Origin of the sequence: Paenibacillus sp. BK720 (genome assembly GCF_011761545.1) — a bacterium.
GTDB lineage: Bacteria > Bacillota > Bacilli > Paenibacillales > Paenibacillaceae > Pristimantibacillus.
Genome location: NZ_JAASRQ010000004.1, coordinates 124,872 through 147,170, shown reverse-complemented (window position 1 = coordinate 147,170; position 22,299 = coordinate 124,872). Strand labels below are relative to the sequence as shown.

General features: G+C 53.4%; 18 protein-coding genes and 1 other annotated feature. Of the genes, 17 read left to right on the top strand and 1 reads right to left on the bottom strand.

What is annotated here, in order from left to right; translation table 11 throughout:
- The first annotated feature begins 8 nt into the window (after positions 1–8).
- The 16 genes from clpX (at position 9) to FHT67_RS30535 (ending at position 19,558) form a co-directional block, all read left to right on the top strand.
- On the top strand, positions 9–1,265 hold the full coding sequence (gene clpX / locus FHT67_RS16285; protein ID WP_015846009.1) for an ATP-dependent protease ATP-binding subunit ClpX: 1,257 nt from the start codon (positions 9–11) through the stop codon (positions 1,263–1,265).
- A gap of 89 nt (positions 1,266–1,354) precedes the next feature.
- Complete coding sequence (gene ispG, locus FHT67_RS16280; protein ID WP_132307349.1) at positions 1,355–2,464, top strand: flavodoxin-dependent (E)-4-hydroxy-3-methylbut-2-enyl-diphosphate synthase; 1,110 nt, start codon at positions 1,355–1,357, stop codon at positions 2,462–2,464.
- A gap of 171 nt (positions 2,465–2,635) precedes the next feature.
- Entirely contained in the window at positions 2,636–4,339 is a 1,704-nt protein-coding gene (lonB, locus tag FHT67_RS16275; protein ID WP_132307347.1) for an ATP-dependent protease LonB, read from the top strand.
- Between the two features lie 36 nt (positions 4,340–4,375).
- On the top strand, positions 4,376–6,886 hold the full coding sequence (gene lon, locus FHT67_RS16270; protein ID WP_167199885.1) for an endopeptidase La: 2,511 nt from the start codon (positions 4,376–4,378) through the stop codon (positions 6,884–6,886).
- The gene (yihA, locus tag FHT67_RS16265) at positions 6,883–7,488 is read left to right on the top strand and encodes a ribosome biogenesis GTP-binding protein YihA/YsxC (RefSeq protein ID WP_132307343.1); all 606 of its coding nucleotides are present in this window, start codon (positions 6,883–6,885) and stop codon (positions 7,486–7,488) included. The genes lon and yihA overlap by 4 nt, the downstream gene beginning before the upstream one ends.
- Positions 7,489–7,669: 181 nt before the next feature.
- Positions 7,670–8,260 carry a non-ribosomal peptide synthetase module gene (locus FHT67_RS16260; protein ID WP_132307341.1) on the top strand — a complete coding sequence of 197 codons (591 nt, stop codon included), beginning with the start codon at positions 7,670–7,672 and terminating at the stop codon, positions 8,258–8,260.
- Positions 8,261–8,614: 354 nt separating this feature from the next.
- A complete protein-coding gene (gene speD / locus FHT67_RS16255; protein WP_091185927.1) occupies positions 8,615–9,013 on the top strand; it encodes an adenosylmethionine decarboxylase in 399 nt (132 codons plus the stop codon).
- Between the two features lie 195 nt (positions 9,014–9,208).
- Entirely contained in the window at positions 9,209–10,579 is a 1,371-nt protein-coding gene (gene hemA, locus FHT67_RS16250; RefSeq protein WP_132307339.1) for a glutamyl-tRNA reductase, read from the top strand.
- A 46-nt stretch (positions 10,580–10,625) separates the two neighbouring features.
- Positions 10,626–11,441: a cytochrome c biogenesis protein CcsA gene (ccsA, locus tag FHT67_RS16245; protein WP_132307337.1), complete on the top strand. Its 816-nt coding sequence runs from the start codon at positions 10,626–10,628 to the stop codon at positions 11,439–11,441.
- A gap of 15 nt (positions 11,442–11,456) precedes the next feature.
- A complete protein-coding gene (locus FHT67_RS16240; protein ID WP_167199882.1) occupies positions 11,457–12,128 on the top strand; it encodes a precorrin-2 dehydrogenase/sirohydrochlorin ferrochelatase family protein in 672 nt (223 codons plus the stop codon).
- On the top strand, positions 12,115–13,095 hold the full coding sequence (hemC, locus tag FHT67_RS16235; RefSeq protein ID WP_132307333.1) for a hydroxymethylbilane synthase: 981 nt from the start codon (positions 12,115–12,117) through the stop codon (positions 13,093–13,095). The genes FHT67_RS16240 and hemC overlap by 14 nt, the downstream gene beginning before the upstream one ends.
- A gap of 4 nt (positions 13,096–13,099) precedes the next feature.
- A complete protein-coding gene (cobA, locus tag FHT67_RS16230) occupies positions 13,100–14,662 on the top strand; it encodes a uroporphyrinogen-III C-methyltransferase (protein WP_167199879.1) in 1,563 nt (520 codons plus the stop codon).
- A gap of 54 nt (positions 14,663–14,716) precedes the next feature.
- Positions 14,717–15,712 (top strand): porphobilinogen synthase, encoded by a 996-nt coding sequence (gene hemB, locus FHT67_RS16225; protein WP_132307329.1) that lies wholly within the window; start codon positions 14,717–14,719, stop codon positions 15,710–15,712.
- Between the two features lie 6 nt (positions 15,713–15,718).
- Positions 15,719–17,020, top strand: a complete 1,302-nt coding sequence (hemL, locus tag FHT67_RS16220; RefSeq protein ID WP_132307327.1) for a glutamate-1-semialdehyde 2,1-aminomutase — start codon at positions 15,719–15,721, stop codon at positions 17,018–17,020.
- Positions 17,021–17,048: 28 nt separating this feature from the next.
- Positions 17,049–18,047, top strand: a complete 999-nt coding sequence (locus FHT67_RS16215) for an RluA family pseudouridine synthase (protein WP_167199876.1) — start codon at positions 17,049–17,051, stop codon at positions 18,045–18,047.
- A 107-nt stretch (positions 18,048–18,154) separates the two neighbouring features.
- Positions 18,155–19,558 carry a LysM peptidoglycan-binding domain-containing protein gene (locus FHT67_RS30535; protein WP_167199873.1) on the top strand — a complete coding sequence of 468 codons (1,404 nt, stop codon included), beginning with the start codon at positions 18,155–18,157 and terminating at the stop codon, positions 19,556–19,558.
- A 55-nt stretch (positions 19,559–19,613) separates the two neighbouring features.
- Here FHT67_RS30535 and FHT67_RS16205 read toward each other — a convergent pair whose 3' ends face one another.
- Positions 19,614–20,237, bottom strand: a complete 624-nt coding sequence (locus FHT67_RS16205) for a TetR/AcrR family transcriptional regulator (RefSeq protein ID WP_165930675.1) — start codon at positions 20,235–20,237, stop codon at positions 19,614–19,616.
- A 233-nt stretch (positions 20,238–20,470) separates the two neighbouring features.
- On the opposite strand from FHT67_RS16205, the gene FHT67_RS16200 reads away from it, so the two are divergent.
- Positions 20,471–21,973, top strand: coding sequence for an MDR family MFS transporter (locus FHT67_RS16200; protein WP_167199870.1), 1,503 nt, complete (start codon positions 20,471–20,473; stop codon positions 21,971–21,973).
- Between the two features lie 72 nt (positions 21,974–22,045).
- Positions 22,046–22,280, top strand: a binding site (T-box leader).
- Positions 22,281–22,299 lie beyond the last annotated feature (19 nt).

Sequence of the window (22,299 nt, the reverse complement as noted above, 5' to 3'; positions counted from 1 at the left end):
AATATGGCATGTTTAAATTCAATGATGAGAAGGGCCAGCTGAAATGCTCGTTCTGCGGAAAATCCCAGGAGCAAGTACGTAAACTGGTAGCCGGTCCCGGCGTTTATATATGCGACGAATGTATCGAGCTCTGCACGGAAATCGTGGAGGAGGAGCTTGGACATGAGGAAGAGCTTGATCTGAAGGATATTCCGAAACCAAAGGATATCCGCGCTATTCTTGATTCGTACGTAATCGGACAGGAATTCGCGAAGAAATCCCTTTCCGTTGCGGTATACAACCACTACAAACGGATCAACTCGCAAAGCAAGATCGAAGACGTTGAGCTTCAAAAATCCAATATCCTGCTTGTAGGTCCCACAGGCTCGGGTAAAACGCTGCTTGCTCAAACGATGGCAAAAATCTTGAACGTGCCGTTTGCGATTGCGGATGCAACCTCGCTGACGGAAGCCGGCTATGTCGGGGAAGACGTTGAGAATATCTTGCTGAAGCTCATTCAAGCTGCGGATTACGATGTAGAGAAGGCTGAACGCGGCATTATCTATATCGATGAAATTGATAAAGTAGCCCGCAAATCCGAGAATCCGTCGATTACTCGCGACGTATCCGGTGAAGGCGTGCAGCAGGCCTTGCTTAAAATTCTCGAAGGCACGGTTGCATCCGTTCCGCCGCAGGGCGGACGCAAGCACCCGCACCAAGAGTTTATTCAAATCGATACTACGAACATCCTGTTTATTTGCGGCGGCGCATTTGACGGTCTGGAATCGCTGATCAAACGCCGTATCGGCAAAAAAGTGATCGGTTTCAGCTCGACCGGCGAAGTTCAAAAGGATCTGAAGCCTGGCGAATACCTGTCCATGGTTCTTCCGGAAGACTTGCTGAAATTCGGCTTGATCCCAGAGTTCGTAGGCCGTCTGCCGGTTATTTCGACTTTGGAGCCGCTTGATGAAGCAGCCCTGATGCGTATTTTGTCAGAGCCGAAGAATGCTTTGGTGAAGCAATACCAGAAGCTGCTTGAAATGGATAACGTGAAGCTGGACTTTGAACCCGCCGCTCTGGAAGCAATCGCCAAAGAAGCGATCAAACGGAACACGGGTGCCCGCGGCTTGCGTGCCATTATCGAGGGCATTATGCTTGAAGTGATGTACGAAGTCCCTTCGCGCGACGACGTGAGCACTTGTCTCATTACGGAGAAAAACGTAAAAGACAAAATCATGCCGGAGCTGACTGCTAAGAAGGGCAAGAAGAAGGAAGAAAGCGCCTAAGTTCATTACCGTCATTCCCTCCACCCTTTGGCCGCGGATTTATCGCTCGTCAAAGGGTGGACTTTGACGTTCATGGGAGAGATCATTTTATGTATTTGCGCAAGGATACTGTGCCGGTCAAAGTCGGCAACCTGACGATTGGCGGAAGCAATGAAGTCATCATTCAGAGTATGTGTACAACAAAGACGGCTGATGTAGAGGCTACAGTAGCCGAGATTTTGCGTCTGGAAGAAGCAGGCTGCCAGATTGTGCGGGTTACCGTCAACAATAAGGAAGCCGCCGATGCGATTAAGGAAATCAAGAAACGGATTCATATTCCTCTTGTTGCCGATATTCATTTCGACTACCGTCTTGCCCTTCTGGCGATCGAGAACGGCATTGATAAAGTCCGGATTAACCCGGGCAACATCGGCCGCCGCGAGAAGATTGAAGCTGTCGTGAAGGCTTGCAAGGAACGCGGCATTCCAATCCGGATCGGCGTTAACGCGGGCTCGCTTGAGAATCATCTGCTGGAGAAATACGGCTACCCTACGCCGGAAGCGATGGTGGAGAGCGCGCTCTTCCATATCGGCATTCTGGAGGAGCTGGATTTCCACGATATTATCGTATCGCTTAAGGCGTCCGACGTTCCGATGGCGATTGCGGCTTACAGCATGGCTGCGGAGAAAATCAAGTATCCGCTTCATCTTGGCATTACCGAAGCAGGCACGCTTCATTCCGGTACGATCAAGAGCTCCGCTGGTATCGGCGCATTGCTTGCAATGGGTATCGGCAACACGGTTCGCATCAGCTTGAGCGCGGATCCGGTGGAGGAAGTGAAGGTAGCCCGCGAGCTGCTCAAGACCTTCGGTCTGATTACGAACGCGGCAACCTTGATTTCCTGCCCGACTTGCGGCCGCCTGGATATCGACCTGTTCTCGATCGCGAACGAAGTGGAGGAGTATATCTCCAAGGTGAAGGTGCCGATTAAGGTATCCGTGCTTGGCTGTGCCGTTAACGGTCCCGGCGAAGCCCGCGAGGCGGATATCGGCATTGCCGGCGCCCGCGGCGAAGGTATGCTGTTCCGTTACGGAGAGATGATCCGCAAAGTGCCTGAAGCGGAGCTTCTTAACGAGCTTAAGAAAGAAATCGACGAGATTGTACGCGTATTCGAAGCGACTGGCGAAATTCCGGGACGCAAAAATCATGCGCATGCATAACGAACTCTCTGCCATCTGACAAAAGAGGCATTCCGAAACAACCCCGCTTGGCGGTTGACAAGGAATGCCTCTTTTTTCTTCCGGAAGCGATTATTCCCTGCAGCAAGGGGCAATACTACCAATTACGTACTCTTTTGCCGGAATAGTTCGCTTTGAGAGGAGAAGATATTAATGAGTTTAAGTATGGTTTTGATGCTGATCCAAGTCTTCTTTGCTGTGGTTATTGGTTTATATTTCTGGAATCTGCTGCGCAATCAGAAGACCAACCGCTCTGCGGTAGATCGGGAATCGCGCAAGGAGATGGATAAGCTGCGCAAGCTGCGCTCCGTCTCGCTGACGAAGCCGCTTGCGGAGAAAACGCGTCCGCAGGCGATGCAGGATATCGTCGGGCAGACTGACGGTCTGCGCGCGCTCAAGGCGGCGCTTTGCAGCGCGAATCCGCAGCATGTCATTATTTACGGTCCGCCGGGCGTCGGAAAGACGGCGGCTGCCCGCGTTGTGTTGGAGGAAGCCAAGAAGAATCCTTCGTCGCCGTTTCTGAATGAAGCGAAGTTCACCGAGATTGACGCAACGACGGCCCGGTTCGACGAGCGCGGCATTGCCGATCCGTTAATCGGCTCCGTTCACGATCCGATTTATCAAGGGGCAGGGGCGATGGGCGTGGCGGGAATCCCGCAGCCGAAGCCGGGAGCGGTGACCAAGGCGCATGGCGGGATCCTGTTTATCGACGAAATCGGTGAATTGCATCCCATCCAAATGAATAAGCTGTTAAAAGTACTGGAAGACCGCAAAGTGTTCCTGGAGAGTGCTTATTACAATTCGGAAGATGCGAATATCCCGCTTTATATCCATGATATTTTCCAGAACGGTCTCCCTGCCGACTTCCGTCTTGTAGGGGCCACAACGCGTTCGCCGCAGGATTTGCCTCCGGCCATCCGCTCGCGCTGCATGGAAATTTATTTCCGTCCGCTGCTTGCCAGCGAGATTGCTTCGATTGCCGAGAATGCGGTTAAAAAAATCGGCTTTGCTCCATGTCCGGATGCCGTGGACGTGGTGAAGAAATATGCGACGAACGGACGCGAAGCGGTTAACGTTATTCAGCTTGCAGCGGGTATGGCATTGTCCGAGAAACGGGATGCTATTACCGCGGCCGATGTGGAATGGGTTGTGAACAGCAGCCAAATTCCGCCTCGTCCGGACCGTAAGGTGCCGGAAGCGCCTCAGATTGGTTTCGTTAACGGCTTGGCGGTGTATGGACCTAATATGGGGACCTTGCTTGAGATCGAAGTCAGCGCCATTCCGGCGGCTGCCGGCAAAGGCCAATATACGATTACCGGCGTGGTCGACGAGGAAGAGCTTGGCGGCGGCTCCCGGACGCTGAGACGGAAAAGCATGGCGAAGGGCTCGGTTGAAAACGTGCTGACGATGCTCCGCCGTTACGGACTGACCCCGCAGGACTATGACCTGCATATCAACTTCCCCGGCGGCACGCCGATCGATGGTCCGTCTGCCGGCATTGCCATGGCAACGGCCATCGCCTCCGCAATCAAAGAGGTGCCGATTGACAACAAGCTGGCGATGACCGGCGAGGTTGGCATACACGGCAACGTGAAGCCGGTAGGCGGCGTGCTGGCCAAGGTAGAGGCGGCATTCCAGGCTGGCGCGGATACGGTTATTATTCCGCGCGAGAACTGGCAGGCGATTTTTGCCAATCTGGAGGGACTGAAGGTCATACCGGTAGACCGGGTTGACGAGGTGTTCAGATACGTCTTCCCGGTTGGCGAAACCGTCGTCGCAGAGGTTGAAAACCATGTCGGTTCCGATCTTTTTATCGCTTCGGGGGTTCCCTATTTGCAGGCGGATTCCGTGGAATGATAAAATAGGGTATTCGAAACAATTGGAGGTGCTGGTGTGGGATCCGGAAAAACGAAAGGCCGTCGGCTTCCCCTGCTTCCTTTAAGGGGGCTGCTTGTATATCCCAGCATGGTGCTCCACCTTGACGTGGGAAGGGACAAATCGGTGCGGGCGCTGGAGAAATGCATGATCGACGATCATATGATTCTTCTTTGCTCGCAATCCGAAGTCAATATTGAAGAGCCTACAGAAGACGATATTTACCGCGTCGGCACCATTGCGAAGGTCAGACAGATGCTTAAGCTGCCAAACGGTACAATCCGCGTGCTTGTTGAGGGCGTTGTAAGAGCCGAGATTGTGGACTATGTGCCTAACGAACAGTTCTACGAAGTGACGGTGCTCGAGCTTCCAGAGCCGGAGACTGACGATCCCGAAGTGGATGCGCTTATGCGGTCGGTACTCAGCCAGTTCGAGCATTACATTTCGCTGTCGAAGAAGGTAACGCCGGAGACGCTTGCCGCGGTATCGGATATCGATGAACCGGGCAGGCTTGCCGATGTCATTACAAGCCATTTGTCGCTAAAGATCAAGGATAAGCAGGATATTCTCGAGACGATTGATGTCCGGGAGCGCCTTGAGCGTCTGCTTGATATCCTGAATAACGAGCGCGAGGTGCTTGAGCTCGAACGCAAAATCAACCAGCGCGTCAAAAAGCAGATGGAGAAGACGCAAAAGGAATATTATTTGCGCGAGCAGATGAAAGCGATCCAGAAGGAGCTTGGCGAGAAGGAAGGACGCGCCGGCGAGGTCGAGGAGCTTCGCAATCAGCTGAATGAAGCGGGAGTTCCTGACCATGTGCGGGAGAAAGTCGAGAAGGAAATCGACCGTCTGGAAAAAATGCCCGCAACCTCCGCCGAGGGCGGCGTTATCCGCAATTATATCGATTGGTTATTAGCATTGCCTTGGAGCAAGCATACGGAAGACGATTTATCCCTAAGCAAGGCGGAAGAGATCCTGAACAACGATCACTACGGCCTGGAGAAGCCGAAAGAGCGCGTGCTTGAATATTTGGCGGTTCAGCAGCTGGTGAAGAAGATGAAAGGGCCGATTCTTTGCCTCGTAGGGCCTCCGGGTGTCGGAAAAACCTCGCTTGCCCGCTCGATCGCCAAATCGCTGGATCGCAAATTCGTTCGAATCTCGCTGGGCGGCGTTCGCGACGAAGCGGAAATCCGCGGTCATCGCCGCACGTATGTAGGCGCTATGCCCGGACGGATCATTCAGGGGATGAAGACCGCGGGATCCTATAATCCGGTCTTCCTGCTCGACGAGATCGACAAGATGGCAAGCGATTTCCGCGGTGATCCTTCATCCGCATTGCTTGAGGTGCTTGATCCGGAGCAGAACAATACGTTTAGCGACCACTTCATCGAGGTGCCGTTCGATTTGTCTAACGTAATGTTTGTCACAACGGCCAACTCTTTGCACAATATTCCGCGTCCGCTGCTAGACCGGATGGAAGTGCTCTACATTCCGGGCTATACGGAGCTGGAGAAGCAGCAGATCGCGGAACGCTACCTTCTGCCGAAGCAGCGCAGGGAGCATGGATTGGCGGAAAATCAGCTTGTCGTCGAGGACGAGGTTGTCCTGCAGTTGATCCGCGAATATACGCGTGAATCCGGCGTACGGAATCTGGAGCAGCAAATTGCCGCTTTGAGCCGGAAAGCCGCGAAGCATATCGTATCTGAAGGTTCCAAGCCGCAGGCTGGCAGCAAGGAGCGGAACGAAGGCGATTTGGCCGGTCAGCCGTATGAAGCTCCCGAGCTGAATACGTTGGAGGCCGCTTTTGGCGGAGACGATAAAGCGGCAGCAACGGAGGAAAAGCAAGCCCAAGCGGAGGTTTCGGCAGCGACGGTGACGGTTACGCCGCAGCTGCTGAAGGAATGGCTTGGACCTGCGAAGTTCCGTCATGGCACGGCCGAGGTCGAGAACCAGATCGGTGCCGTAACGGGCCTCGCCTGGACCGAGGTTGGCGGCGATACGCTGGTTATCGAGGTAACGGTTATGCCGGGCAGCGGCAAGCTTACCTTGACCGGCAAGCTTGGCGATGTGATGAAAGAATCGGCTCAGGCTGCCTTCAGCTATACGAGGTCCAAGGCTATTGAGCTTGGCATCGATCCCGAATTCCATGTGAACAAGGATATCCATATTCATATTCCGGAGGGCGCAATTCCCAAAGACGGACCATCTGCCGGCATAACGATGGCAACCGCTTTGATCTCCGCCCTGACGAACCGGTATGTATCGAAGGAAGTTGCAATGACCGGCGAGATTACGCTGCGCGGCCGCGTGCTCCCGATCGGCGGCTTGAAGGAAAAATCGCTCGCCGCTCACCGGGCAGGCATCCGAAAGGTGCTTCTGCCGAAGGATAATGAACGCGACTTAAGCGATATTCCGGACAGCGTACGCAGTGAGATGACTTTTGTTCCTGTCAGCCATATGGACGAAGTTCTGCAGCATGCGCTGCTGCCGGCTAACACCGAAGAGAAAGCGGGAACAGTAATCGGATGAAAATTACCCAATCAGAATTTATCATAAGTGCAGTAAGACCTTCGCAATATCCAGTTGACGCCTTGCCAGAGATTGCTCTGGCAGGGCGTTCCAATGTCGGCAAATCGTCGCTTATCAACAAATTGATCTTGCGTAAAAACCTGGCGAGAACAAGCTCGCAGCCCGGCAAGACGCAGCAGCTTAACTATTACCGCGTGAACGACATGGTCTATTTTGTCGATTTTCCCGGCTACGGCTACGCGAAAGTATCCAAGACGCAGCGGGAACTGTTCGGGCAAATGATCGAGACTTATATTCGCGATCGCAAGGAATTGAAGCTGCAGCTTCTCGTTATCGACATGCGGCACGCCCCGTCAAAGGACGATGTGCTCATGTACCATTGGCTGAAGCATTACAATGTGCCGACCTGCATCGTCTGCACGAAAGCGGACAAAATCCCGAAAGGCAAATGGGACAAGCACGTAAAGGTCATCAAGGAGTCGCTTGAGGCGGATCCGCGAGATCCGCTGGTTATGTTTTCCTCGGAGACAGGGCTTGGCCGCGACAAGCTGTGGGAGGTCATTAATGGAGCGATTGGGCATATAACGGAGATAGATCAATAACTTCCTCTATAATGCAGAGGATACAGCAAGAAATACGGCGTTCCTCGTGAAATCTACGGGATTTTTCTGAAATATGCGAGAATATCGAGGCTGAACGGCAGGAATAAAAAGCTCTGATCACGTATAATATACTTAGGCATTAAGAACAAAAGCGCAAGTTTAAAGAATTGAGGAGATTTTTATGGCTCAGCGGCTAGCCACAGAGTATGTAAGTGCCAAACTGCAATTGACGAGCGATGAGATGAAGCAATTTATTCGGTTTTTCGATGACCAGCAGGTATGCATGAACGTGAAGGTCCTCGATAACGGAAACCAGGAGCTGGTTCTCGAAGACGTAGCAGGGAAGGAAGAAGTCACACTGACGTTTGAACGTCAGCAAGACCTCTATGTATGTGAACTCTCTTGCCGCCTGATTCACCCCAAGCTGACCAACGCCATGCGCAAAGCCGTAACGGCTTTCCGTGGAGACGCAATTGTTAATCGTATCTACAGCCATTATACGATGATCTACCATTATACAAATGGCAGCGTCCGCAAAATCGTTGAAAGCACATCGTCGGGCACACGGGTCGTATTCGAATACAAGGATACGGTCGGCCAATTGGAGCGTGTGTTCAAGAGCCGCTTAATCGAACGTGAAATCGAGCTGGTCAACAACGCGATTAACGAATTGCTTGACCTGCGCAATCAAACGAAGGACCGTCTGCAAATTGCCGGCATCGACGAAAGACTGGCGATGCTGACCAAGAAATTGTTTGTATTAGAAGCTTAACTCGATAAGCCTTGAATCCAGGGAGCCGCTGAATGCGGCTTCTTTTTTTACGAAAAAATGATAATGCAATGGACGCTTTCCAAGGTACCGAAACCGCTTCAGCCACATACTGTGTATACGGGATTGAAGCGGAAAAAAGTTTTCGTTTCTTCCCGAAAAAAAGGGTTGCAATTCTGCCCAATAGATGTTATTTTTAATCTCGTTGAAAACATTGGTCTAAACAAAATAGGAACCAGGATTCACTCAGGACATGGTTATGTTGCGAGAGATTATTCCCTCGGGAAGTGAATGACGTAGGTCCTAGCGGATGAAATTTTTTTAAACATTTTATTCCTAGGAAGGGGGAACCGGAAGATGGAATATTCAACTTTCGGAAGACACGTTGCTGTTGATACTTGGGGAGTAGACTTTGATCTGCTGAACAACGCTGAATTTTTGCAAGCCCAAATGGTGGAGGCTGCTGAAGCATGCGGCGCTACCGTATTATCGGTGCAATCGAAACAATTTGAGCCTCAAGGAGCAACAGTACTTGTATTGCTGTCGGAGAGTCATCTCTCGATTCATACGTATCCTGAGAAAGGATTCGCCGCTCTCGACTGCTACACTTGCGGTGAAACTGTGGATCCACAGCTTGCGATTGACTACATGATCGCTGTACTGAAGCCGACAACTACTCATGCGAAGAAGCTGATTCGCGGCATGGGCGAGTTGAAAGTAGAAGAACCAAAAATGCAACAAGTTGAGCTTGTTTAAGCTTTTAAATTGAAACGATATAGAGATAACCATAGACCTCGGTCCATGGTTATTTTCTTTGTATAAACAGGGAATAATGGCAATGAGGGTTTTCAAACATTATTCATAAATGAAGCCAATATGAAGTTATACGGCTTGTCGAACTATGTTATAATCATTCTAAAGTTAATTTTGAAGAAAGGCAGGTGAACGCGCATGCACATTATCGTAGTTGGTTTGAACTATAGGACAGCTCCCGTAGAAGTAAGAGAACGATTTGCCGTAGCAGAGAAAGAATTGCCGGAAGCGCTCAAACAACTAATGAGCACGAACAGCATTATGGAATGTGTCATTGTTGCGACCTGCAATCGTACCGAGCTGTATGCGGTAGTGGACAGACACCATCTATGCGGGCATTATATCCGCAGCTTTATGGAGCAGTGGTTCAAGCTGCCAAGAGAGCAGTTCACAAGCCATTTATATATGCATGAGGATGACAAGGCTATCGAGCATCTATTCCGGGTAACAAGCGGACTTGATTCGATGGTGATCGGAGAGACGCAAATTCTCGGGCAAGTGAAGGATGCTTTTGCGCTTGCGCAGCAGCAGAAGACGACAGGAACCTTGTTCAACATGCTGTTCAAACAAGCGGTTACGATGGCGAAGCGCGCTCATTCGGAGACAACGATTGGAGAATCGGCGGTATCGGTCAGCTATGCGGCTGTTGAGCTTGGCAAGCGGATCTTCGGCCAGTTCAACAAGAAGACCGTTATGGTGATTGGCGCCGGAGAGACGGGCGAGTTGACCGCAAAGCATTTGTACGCCAATGGCGCTGACCGCGTTATCGTGGTGAACCGGACTTACGAACGCGCAGCCCAGCTGGCCGAGAAATTTAACGGTATCGCTTGCTCGATGGAAGATGCGGCAAGCAAGCTTCATGAAGCGGACATCGTGATCAGCTCTACGGGAGCGGACGGTTACGTGCTGGAACGCCAAGCGGTAGCCGAGGCGATGAAGCGCCGGAAGTCGAAGCCTTTGTTCATGATCGACATCGCCGTTCCGCGCGACCTCGATCCGGGGATTGCCGCGGTCGAGAACGTGTTCTTGTACGACATTGACGATTTGGAAGGCATTGTGGCTAGCAATATCGAGCAGCGCCGGAAGGAAGCGGAGAAGATCGAAACGATGATTGAACAAGAGTCGGAACAGTTCGAGCAATGGTACAAGACGCTTGGCGTCGTGCCTTTGATCCGCGCCCTCCAGACAAAGGCTGCCCACATTCACGAAGAGACGCTTAACAGCCTGACGAACAAGCTGCCGGATCTGGACGAGCATGAACTGAAGGTGATCCGCAAGCTGACGAAGAGCATTGTGAACCAGATGATGCAAGATCCGATCCTGCGGATCAAAGAGATGGCCGGGGAGAAGCATTCCGAGGAAGCAATGGATATGTTCGTTAAGTTGTTTGCGCTTGAAGATGAGCTGGCCCAGTCGAAACAAGCTGAAGCAGACACGGCGTCTGCGGCGAAAAAGAAAACGATGCCTGCACGTCCGGCAGCCTCGGCACTGGCGTCCATCCTTCGATAACAGCGCGCTACCCGAATAATCGCGAAGGGCGGCAAGGTGGAAGCTTATGTTTTTTACGCAAAAATGGCTTTACGACGCGATACTTTATATTTACGCCCTGAGCCTTCTGTTTTACTTCTCCGATTTCATGGATGCGAACCGGAGAGCGAAGCGGATTGGAACAGGGCTCCTTATTTTTGTATGGATATTGCAAACCGTCATTCTGGTGAGCCGGCTCGTGACCCATTTCGAGATTGCGGCAATCTCTTCCTTTGAATATTGGCTAGGCTTTTCGTGGCTGCTGGTTACAATATCCTTGGTCATCAGCCAGTTTTTCAAAATCGAGTTTCTGGTTTTTCTTGTCAACATCATCAGCTTCTCCGTGCTTGCCCTAAACTTGTACAGCCGGCCGGGCGTGGATGAGCAATTCGGGGTTTCGCAGGCTTTGCGCGACCTGCTCCTTGTACATATTAGTTTGGTGCTATGCGCGTATGCATCGCTTACGATAGGGTCGGTGTTCGCGGGAATGTACCTCTTCCTGCACAAGCAGCTGAAAGGGAAGCGCTGGACCCCGTTCACGCGCAGGCTCCCAAGCCTTGATACGATCGAACGCTTCTCGGACAGGGCGATCATTATCGGCGTGCCTTTGCTGGCCATGTCCTTGTCGGTTGCGGTTACGCTGCTGATTGCGGAAGGACGGCCGCAGCTGCTGCTTGACTGGAAGGTGCTGACCTCGTTTGCGACTTTGATCTTTTACGTCAATTATATTATTCAAAGAGCGATGCTTAGACGTCCGGGCACGCAGCTTGCAAGACTTCATCTGATCGCGTTCGTTATGCTGATCATTAATCTGTTATCCAGTTATCTATCGACGTTTCACTAGAAGAAGGGGATGCGCATGAACGGTTACTACCCGGTAATGCTTCAGCTTCGCGGCGAACGCTGCGTCATTATAGGCGGCGGGCGGATTGCCGAGCGCAAGGCGTTAGGCCTCCTGGAGGCGGGAGCGGATACCGTCATTCTTGTCAGTCCGAAGATCACCTCCCGGCTGGAGGAGCTTGCTTCATGCGGATCCCTTCGATGGCATTGCCGGACCTACGAGCCGGAGGATGCGCTGGAGGCGCGTCTGCTGTTTGCCGCAACGGATGATTCCGGGCTTAACCGCCGGATTGCGGATGACGGCAGGCGGGCCGGGGCTTTGGTGAATACGGTCGACGAGTCCGAGGGACGAGGGTTTCTCAATCCTTCGGTTATACGCCGCGGAGATCTTCTGATTGCCGTCTCCGCAACAGGCGCAAGCCCGGCTTTATCGGCAAGGTTGAAGCGGGAGCTTGAAGGGCATTACGGCGAGGAATACGGATATAGCGTGGAGCAGCTCAGGCGGCTGCGCGAATACGTGAAAGCCGCTGTCTCCGAGCCGGGCGAGCGGGAAATGCTGCTGAGGCTGGCAGCCGAAGAAGTGCCGTTTGGGGATCGGACAAACATCGAATTAAAAGCTTGGGTAGAACGACTTCGGGCAAAAAGGCCCTTGGATGGACGACGGGAGGAAGACAATAATGGGAGCTCATAATAATGGACCGCGTACAATCGTGGTAGGGACACGCCAGAGCGCTCTTGCTTTGACGCAAACGGGGCAAGTCATTGACGAGTTGAAACGAATCAGCGAGAAGCACGGGTTTGGGTACGATTTCGAAATTCGGAAAATTGTGACGAAGGGCGACCGCATTCTGGATGTCACGTTGTCCAAGGTTGGCGGCAAGGGCTTGTTCGTAAAAGAGATCGAGCAAGCCCTTCTTGACGGCGAGATCGACATGGCTGTCCACAGCATGAAGGATATGCCTTACGAGCTGCCGGAAGGCCTGATGAACGGCGCTACTCCCAGACGGGTTGATCCGAGAGACTGCCTGATTATGAAGCAGGGGAGCTCGCTTGAGGACTTGCCTCCAGGCTCGCGCGTGGGGACAAGCAGTCTGCGCCGCTCCAGTCAGCTTAAAAATATCCGGCCGGATCTTCAGCTCGATTCCATCCGCGGCAATATCGACTCGCGGATCCGGAAGCTGGAGACGGAAGGCTTTGATGCGGTTGTCCTGGCTGCGGCCGGTCTTACCCGAATGGGTTGGCAGGACCGGATCTCGGCTTTTATACCGGTTGATCTGTCGATCCCGGCGGTTGGGCAAGGAGCGCTTGGCATTGAGTGCCGCACGGACGATGCCGGCGTGCGCGAGCTGCTTGACTTGCTGAACGATACCGAAACCTCGTTGTCCGTTCGTGCGGAGAGAAGCTTCCTGGGCGCGCTGAACGGCGGCTGCCAGGTTCCGATCGGCGCTTTCGCCGTGGTGCACAAGAAGTCTGGGGACAGCTTCGATAACGCCGAGCTGGAGCTGACCGGCATGGTTGGCTCTCCCGACGGAGAAGTGATGCTGAAGGAAATCCGGAGGGGCACCGATCCGGAGCAGCTGGGCCGTGACGTTGCGGCAGCTTTGGCAGCAAGAGGCGCGGACCGCATTTTGGCGGAATACGGGGGTAACGGGGGATAACGGAATGAATAAGGGAGTTGTCTATCTCGTAGGCGCCGGACCGGGAGATCCTAAGCTGATTACGGTTCGCGGCCTGGAATGTCTGAGACGAAGCGACGTTGTTGTCTATGACCGTCTGGCGAGTCCAAGGCTGCTGAGACATATGAAGGAAGGCGCCCGCAAAATTTACGTCGGCAAACTTCCGGACCGTCATACGATGAAGCAGGAAGAGATTAACCAGCTGCTCGTGGATCTGGCTTTGGAAGGGCATACGGTCACAAGGCTGAAAGGCGGGGATCCCACGATCTTCGGCCGAGTCGGCGAAGAAGCGGAATTGCTGCAGGAGCATGGCGTTACGTTCGAGATTGTTCCTGGCATTACATCGGCCATCGCGGTTCCCGCTTATGCCGGTATTCCGGTGACTCACCGCGATCTGGCCTCTTCCTTATCCATTGTAACGGGGCATGAGAGCCCGGAAAAACTCGACCGCTCCATCCATTGGGATAAGGTAACCAATGCGACGGGTACGCTTATTTTCCTGATGGGCGTAGCCAAGATCGGTTATATTGCCGAGCAGCTTATCCGTCACGGCAAGCCGGCAACAACGCCGGTTGCCCTTATCCGCTGGGGGACCCGCGTGGAGCAGCAGACGATTGTCGGCACGCTGGAGTCGATTGAACGAATCGTGAAAGAGGCGAATTTTCAGCCGCCGGCGGTTATTGTCGTTGGTGACGTAGTATTGCAGCGGGACAAGCTGAAATGGTACGAGCAGAAGCCGCTCTTTGGCGTGCGCGTGCTTGTCACGCGGGCCAGAGCCCAAGCCAGCGACCTGGCTGACCGGATCGAAGAGCTTGGCGGCGAGCCTTGCGAGCTTCCGGTCATTGAGACGCGCGAGCCTCGGGATGAGGCTGCTGTCGAAGCAATCCGTAAGGCTCTCGCGGATGCGGAATCCTATAAATGGTTAATGTTTACGAGCGTGAACGGGGTGGAGTATTTCTTCAACTGGCTGGATCGCTTCGAGGTAGATATCCGGCGTTTCCATGCCGCCCGCATTGCGGCAGTTGGTCCCCGGACCGCCGAAGCTTTGCGGAAGCGTGGCCTGATTGCCGATCAGCTGCCGGCCAAGTTTCAGGCGGAAGGACTTCTTGAGCGGTTGGAGGGCGAACTGCAGCCGGGAGAAAAAGTTCTTCTTCCCCGCGGCGATCTCGCGCGCGAGATTTTGCCGCGCGAGCTGAAGGCTAAGGGGCTTGTTCCGGTTGAACTGGATGTTTACGAGACGGTAATTGCGGAATCGCAGGATGAGCAGGCGTTTGAATGGATCCGCAAACGGGAGATTCATGCGATTACGTTCACCAGCTCATCGACGGTAACGAATTTGCTTGAGGTGCTTCGCAGGAACGGGTTCAAGGATCCGGCCGCGCAGCTGGCCGGCATAGATATAGCAAGTATTGGCCCCGTAACCACGAAGACGGCGACCGAAGTCGGGCTTTCCGTTACGATTGAACCTGAGGATGCTACAATCGAAGCACTGGTTGAAGCGCTGGTTCAGTATCAGATGACCAAACGTTTGACGGCTGATCCGTCTTGATTACGAGCCATTATCGCATACCCATCGCTAGCAGGATTAAAGGAGGATTTTAACATGGCATTTCCTATTGTGAGACACCGCAGATTACGCCAATCGGCCGCTATGCGCAATATCGTACGCGAAACCGTATTGACGGCGAATGATTTTATATATCCGATCTACGTGAAATACGGAACGAACATCAAGGAAGAGATCAGCTCGATGCCGGGCGTATACCGCTTCTCGCTTGATCTTCTGGAGACGGAGATCCGCGAGATCACCTCGCTTGGCATTCAGGCGATTATGCTCTTTGGTCTGCCTGACCATAAGGATGCTGAAGGTACTTCGGCCTATGATCCGAACGGTATCGTACAGGAGGCTACGCGCCTGATCAAGAAATGGGCGCCTGAGTTGATCGTTATGGCGGATACCTGCCTGTGCCAATTCACCGATCACGGCCATTGCGGCATGGTGCATCTGGATGAAGCTACGGGCACGGCGGTTGTGGATAATGATCCTTCTCTGTCGCTGCTCGTTCGCACGGCCGTTTCCCAGGCGGAAGCGGGAGCGGACGTGATTGCTCCGTCGAACATGATGGACGGTTTCGTATCGGCTATCCGCGAAGGATTGGATGAAGCGGGCTTCAGCCATGTTCCGATTTTGTCGTATTCCGTCAAATATGCTTCCGCTTTCTACGGGCCTTTCCGGGATGCGGCGAAGTCCGCGCCGCAGTTCGGCGACCGCAAAACGTACCAGATGGACCCTGCCAACGCCCGCGAAGCTTTGCGCGAAGCGGATTCCGACGTGCTGGAAGGAGCGGATATGCTGATGGTCAAGCCTGCTCTTTCTTATCTCGATATCGTTCGCCAGCTTCGCGACAGCTTCGATCTGCCGATCGTTGCCTACAACGTAAGCGGTGAATACGCCATGGTGAAAGCCGCTGCGGCTAACGGCTGGATTGACGAAAAGGCGATCGTGCTTGAGAAGCTGATCAGCATGAAGCGCGCCGGCGCGGATCTGATCATTACTTACCACGCGAAGGATGCTTCGCGCTGGCTGAGAGGAGAATAAAGAGGGATGAGCAAATCGATTGGCAACAGACGCGATAACCGTTCGAGAGAGGCTTTCGCCCGTGCGAAGCAGGTGCTTCCCGGCGGCGTAAACAGCCCGGTGCGCGCATTCAAATCCGTAGGTCTTAACCCGGTCTATATGGATCACGGCAAGGGCAGCCGCGTATACGATATCGACGGCAACGGCTACATTGATTACGTGGGTTCGTGGGGACCGCTCATCATGGGTCATGCCCATCCCGAAGTCATCGAAGCGATCAAGAAAACCGCGGAAAAAGGAACAAGCTTTGGCGCGCCAACCGAGCTGGAGACGCTGATGGCCGAGCTCGTCGTTGAACGCGTTCCTTCCGTTGATATCGTCCGCATGGTAAACTCCGGCACGGAAGCGACGATGAGCGCGCTGCGCCTTGCGCGCGGTTATACGAAGCGCAGCAAGATTTTGAAATTCGAAGGCTCCTATCATGGGCATGCCGACAGCCTGCTTATCAAAGCCGGCTCCGGCGTAGCTACGCTTGGCCTGCCGGACAGTCCCGGCGTTCCGGAAGGCGTGGCCTCCCAAACGATTACCGTTCCTTATAACGATCTGGAATCGGCGAGGCTTGCTTTCGAAAAGTTTGGCGAAGAGATTGCCTGCGTTATCGTCGAGCCTGTAGCGGGCAATATGGGGGTTGTCCCGCCTCTGCCGGGCTTCCTGCAGGGTCTCCGCGAGCTGACGGAGCAATACGGCAGCCTGCTCATCTTTGACGAAGTCATGACCGGCTTCCGCGTCCATTACAACTGCGCGCAAGGACTGTACGGCGTTACGCCGGACTTGACCTGCTTCGGCAAAGTCATCGGCGGCGGCCTGCCGGTCGGCGCTTACGGCGGCAAACGCGAGATCATGGAAATGATCGCGCCAAGCGGCCCGATCTATCAAGCCGGCACCTTGTCCGGCAACCCGCTCGCAATGGCAGCCGGCTATACCACGCTGAAGCTGCTGACAAAAGAAACCTACGAGCTGCTGGAGCGTCAAGCCGTCCGGCTTCAACTCGGCTTTGAGACTAATGCCGCTAAGCATGGCGTTGCAACAACGATCAACCGGGTCGGTTCGATGGTATGCCCGTTCTTCACCGATACGCATGTCATCAACTTCGAGACAGCGAAGACCTCCAATCTTGAACGATTCAGAGCCTACTTCTCGGCGATGCTTGATCTTGGCGTAAGTATTGCTCCTTCGCAGTTTGAAGGCATGTTTGTATCGGCCGTCCATTCAGACGAAGATATCGACGCAACGATTGCGGTCCACGATCAGGCGCTTGCAAGCTTATAAAACATAGAACAGGAAGGTTTCGATATCCATGCATAAACGTCCTTATCGACGCGAGGGGCAATGGCTGTCGCTACTGCCGGCGGATTTGGCCGGGGAAGCGGCAGGCAAGGATACGGCTTCCGGGCAGCAAACGGAGCAGCTTTCCATTCCGGAGGCCGGCAGTCACCCGCATCTTGTGCGGCAGTGGCTGCTGGCCTGTTCTTTATTTCCGGCCAAATGGATTAACCGTTTGTTCTCGGTAGGCGGTATCGGTTGGGAGGGAGAGCGCATTCGCCTCTTGGCCTTCCCGCCGGTTGACCCTGTCTCGGATCCGCTATACCGAAAAGTAAAGAGCGGCGGCCATTCCTTGCTTGAACCCGCGGTGGAGATCCTCTACGAGGATGATTTCTGCCTTGTCCTGAACAAGCCCGCGGGTATGCCGGTTCATGAATCCCATGCCGGTCAGACCGGTACGCTGGATGAATCGGCAGCGCGATGGCTGCTTGCGCAAGGCGATCCGCTTCCCGTCCGGCATATCCACCGCCTGGATGACGATACGTCCGGTCCGGTGCTGTATTCGAAGAATGATCTTGCCCAATGGGCGCTGGATGAAGCCATGCGCGAGAAGCGGATTGACCGGCGTTATCTGGCAGTCGTCCAGGGGAAGGTGAAAAAGGCCTCAGGCACGATTAATGCCCCCATCGGCAAAGACCGTCATCATTCTTCAAGACGACGCGTAACGCCAGGCGGCGATCCAGCGATCACTCGTTATGAAACGATTCGTACGTTTTCGGATGCTACGCTTGTCCGTTTGCAGCTGGAAACCGGCAGAACCCATCAAATTCGCGTGCACATGAGCCATCTAGGACATCCGCTGATTGGCGACAAGCTGTACGGAGGGGAAACGAGGCTGCTGCAGCATCAGGCGCTCCATGGCGAACGGTTGCTTTTTCCTCATCCGTGGACCGGTGATTTAGTAAAAGCGAATGCGGAGACGCCTGATTGGCTTGCGAATCTTCTTGACAAGCTGGGCGGACGGACAAATTGATAGTCATGCTCCTTATTTCCGCGCCATATAGATAGTAGTGAATGTAACTTTAGCCCAAGCTTTAGGCATTTGCTTTTCATTTATGGTATTGGGAGGGAGGATATCGCGTGACAGATCAATCCAAAGGCTTGCGATTTGATTTGTATGAGCGTATTCATTTGCCGGATGAGGTAGCGGCGATTGACGAACTGGAGGAAATTGAGCTAACCCCGCGTATTCAGGTCATTGAGCAGGGTGATCATGCGGTACTGAAAGGGCAGCTGCTCCTTAACGGCGTATATCGCGGACAATCGGACGGAGGCAGCCTGCAGACGCTGGAGCACTGGATTCCGGTCGAAATTACGCTGCCGCTCAACCGGGTATCCCGGCTGGACGACATTTCGGTAGAAATCGATAATTTTGACGTCGACTTATTGTCTGCCCGGACGCTTAACGTGACTGGCGTATTATCGCTTAGGGGCATACTGGTCGAACCGCTCCCCGATGCGGAAGAGGCATGGCGGGAGGAGCCGATAACGGTCGTTCATGAGCGCGAGGCTTCGATTGAAGAGCCGGAATTCGAGGCGGAGGCGCAATCGGACTTTGAGGCCCAGCCTCCGGAAACCTGGCAGTCCGTGACCCAGCAGCCTTATTTTACGGGTTTTGCGGGCCAGCTGCCGGCAGCGCAAAGAGCTCAGGAAGAAGAGTTCGAGGAAGAAGAGGAAGAAGAGGAAGAAGAAAGCTTCGAGGCATTCGAGGAAGAGGAGCAGGAAGAACAACTGGATGAAGCCGATGAAGCGGATGCCTCCGTCACCATCTCGGCATCGCCGAGGGACGGCGGCTGGTCTGCTTCCCAGTGGTTCCAATCGAGCCAGCCGGCCAATCAGCCGGTGAACCAGCAGCCTGAAGCACAGTCCTATCAACCGGTGAATCCGTTCTACCAGCCAACGGTTCCTCCGCAAGCGCCTCCGCCTTCGCAGAGGGAAAATACTTACGAATTCGAGCAGGAGAGCGAAGAAGACTGGCAGGAAGAGTCATTTGCCGAGCAAGCGGAGGAACAAGAGGAGGCTTTTGCTTCCTTTGGCGAAGAGCCGGCGGTTGAAGCGGAATGGCAGGCACAGCCAGAGGTTCCCCGCGTGCCGGATAACGAAAAGCAGGAAATCCGGATAGGCGTAGGCAGCAAGCAGCCGGAGAACAATCCGGAGCAAGCGCCGAATGTCGGTCTGATGACGCTGCTGCAAACGAGCAAGCGCGAGCAGGCTGCCCGCCAGGCCGCGGAAGAAGTTGCGGCCAAGCAGGCCGAGCAGGCCAAAACCCGTTCATCCGGCGACGATATCGAGTGGAAGACCTTATTTCTCGGCAAACAGTCGGAGGAGAACGAATTCCGCAAAATCCGCGTCTGCATCGTGCAAAGAGACGAGACGCTGGAGTCGATTGCGGTCAGGTACAGCTTGAATCCCCGTGAGATTCTGTTGTATAACGGCTTGAATGAATCTTCCGTTGCGGAAGGACAGCTTCTCTATATTCCCTAATTGAAAAAGCTCCTCCGTTAGCCTATCTCGCGGCTGACGGCGGAGCTTTTTCAATTCACGGAGAAACCGTTTTACCTTGGTTAGTCTTGAACAAAGGACCCAGCATGGTCATGCAGAAGTTGTCGGCAATCTGTTCGATCGAGTAACCAAGCACTTTGGAATAATAGATAAGAGATTCGGGAGCCATCGCGCTAATCAGCATATGGGCCGTAAATTCGGGATCAAGGGCTATCATTTCGTCTTTGCTCTGCGCTTCCCGTAGGAGAGACAGAAACAGATTATTTAGTTTCCGGTAGTTTGGACTTTCATAGAAATCCATGTCTTCCGGCTTGCACGTCTTGCTGACCTTAATGACCTTCAGCCATTCCAGCTGATCGTTCGAGAAGACGATCAAACGCCGGAGTACGGCTGTCAGTCTGTCATGGACAGGCTTATCGGCAAGCGGCTCCAGCAGCCGGCGGATTTCCTCCATCAAATCCTCGAAGGTGTCATTCATCAGGTCCATGCACAAGTCGGATTTGTTCGCATAACGCCTGTACAGGGTGCCTTGTCCAATTTGAATGGATTTAGCAATCTGGTGCATGCTGACGGCTTCAACGCCGTGTTCGGCAAAAAGGGACCTTGCGGCTTGCAGAATCATCTTGCTAACCTCTTGCGAGTCCTTCTTTTTATCGGTCATGCGCGCACCCTCCATTTCATGAAAAAATAAATAAAGCCTGGCTGTATTGACAAACCGGACAATTGTCCGGTATCATACGTTAGCGGACAATTGTCCGCAGTCGTCTTGCGCCTTACTCATTTTACTGCTGGATAGTAAAGAGGTCAAGGCGTCAGCAGATTCGCAAGAGAGAGAGAGTAACTTGCTGCCCAAGCAGGATTGCTACAATCTTTTTCAGGAGGAGAGAGAAATACATGACTGAAGCAACAAACAACGGCTCCATGTCAATCAAATCCATAATGGTACCGCTTCTCGCTATCATTGTGGGGATGTTCATGGTTATTCTGGACGGTACGGCGATGAACGTAGCGATCCCTAAGCTTCGCGAAGATTTTGGGGGAGCAAGCCTGTCGCTTATCCAATGGACCGTAACGGGCTATGCGCTTGCGCAGGCCGCCGTTATTCCGCTTGCCGGATGGTTATCCGACCGTTTCGGCGCGAAGCAGATCTATTTGACTTCCATCGTTTTGTTTACAATCGGTTCAGCGCTTTGCGCATTTGCGACTACGGCGGACCAATTGATTATTTACCGCATTATTCAAGGTCTGGGCGGCGGCATGGTTGCTCCGATTGCAATGGCCTTTACTTACCGTTTAAGCCCTCCGGGCAAACAAGGCGCCGTGATGGGCATGATCGGTATTCCGATGCTGCTCGCGCCTGCTCTTGGGCCTGTCCTTGCAGGCTGGTTGGTTGACTATGTCACCTGGCACTGGATTTTTATTATTAACATCCCTGTTGGCGCGGTAGCAGTTGTTCTTGGTCTTCGCACCTTGCCGGCTTTGGCTCGCCAAACGGTTCCGCAGCTTGATCTTCTCGGTATGATCTTTGCACCGCTTGCCTTTGCAGGCCTTGCATACGGAGTCAGCGAAGGCGGTACAGACTGGGGCTCTGCGAAAACGTTGACCGGTCTTATCGTAGGCGGCGTTTCGCTTATTATCTTTATTATCGTGGAATTGAACCGCAAACAGCCGCTTCTTGAGCTTCGCGTGTTCAAATCGGCGGACTTCTCCAAAGGAATCGTCGTTCAATGGGTATCCCAGATCGCCCTCTTTGGCACGTTGTTCCTGTTCCCATTGTTCCTGCAGACGGCCAAAGGCTACTCTGCCCTGGATACCGGCTTGATCCTGCTTCCGCAGGCTTTGGCCGCGGCGATCTGCATGCCGATTGGCGGCAAGCTGTTTGACAAGATTGGAGCTCGTCCACTTGTAATGACCGGTCTTGGCATTGTTACGATTGGCGCATTCCTGCTATCTAACATTTCAGCCGATGCAACGGTAGGCACTTATATTCTTCCGCTCATTTTACTCGGAGCGGGTATGGGCCTCTCGATGATGCCGCTTAATACGCATATTATTCAAGCAGCACCTCCTGAACTGGTTGGCCGCGTAACTTCGCTTACAAGCGCAGCCCAGCAGGTTATGACGTCCTTTGCGGTAGCGGGTCTTGCCACGATTCTGGCTAGACGCTCCGAGCATTACATGGCTTCCGAAATGGCGGCCGGAGGAATAACGAATCCTGCCGACATCACTCCCGTGATTGCTTCCCATGTGGCGACATCTTCTTACGGGGATACGTTCCTGATTCTGACGATCATCGGCGTCGTTGGCACGCTGATCGGATTCATGCTCTCGAAGCCGAAGCGCGCGGAAGGCGCAAGCGCGGAAAAAGCCGAAATGCCGATGATGATGGGTCACTAATTAGGCGTAGACGCAAGTTGACTTTCGGGGACATCTTGGATAAAATATGCTATATCTGATTTTTTTCAACATATATTGACGTTGAAGGGGAAGAGTAAGCAGCCAAGCCTCCAGAGAGCGGGACTGTAACGCTGAAAGGTACCGCAGGAATTTACTGCTTCGCTTGTCGCCCCGGAGTTGCTTGAATGAAGCGGGTACATCCGTTATTTCAAGCCGGCCGCAGCCGTTATCTGTTTGAGTGCCGTGCTTGCTTTTCCGGGGTGCGGAACAAAGGTGGTACCACGGAAGATAACCTTTCGTCCTTTGCTATAAGGGCGGAAGGTTTT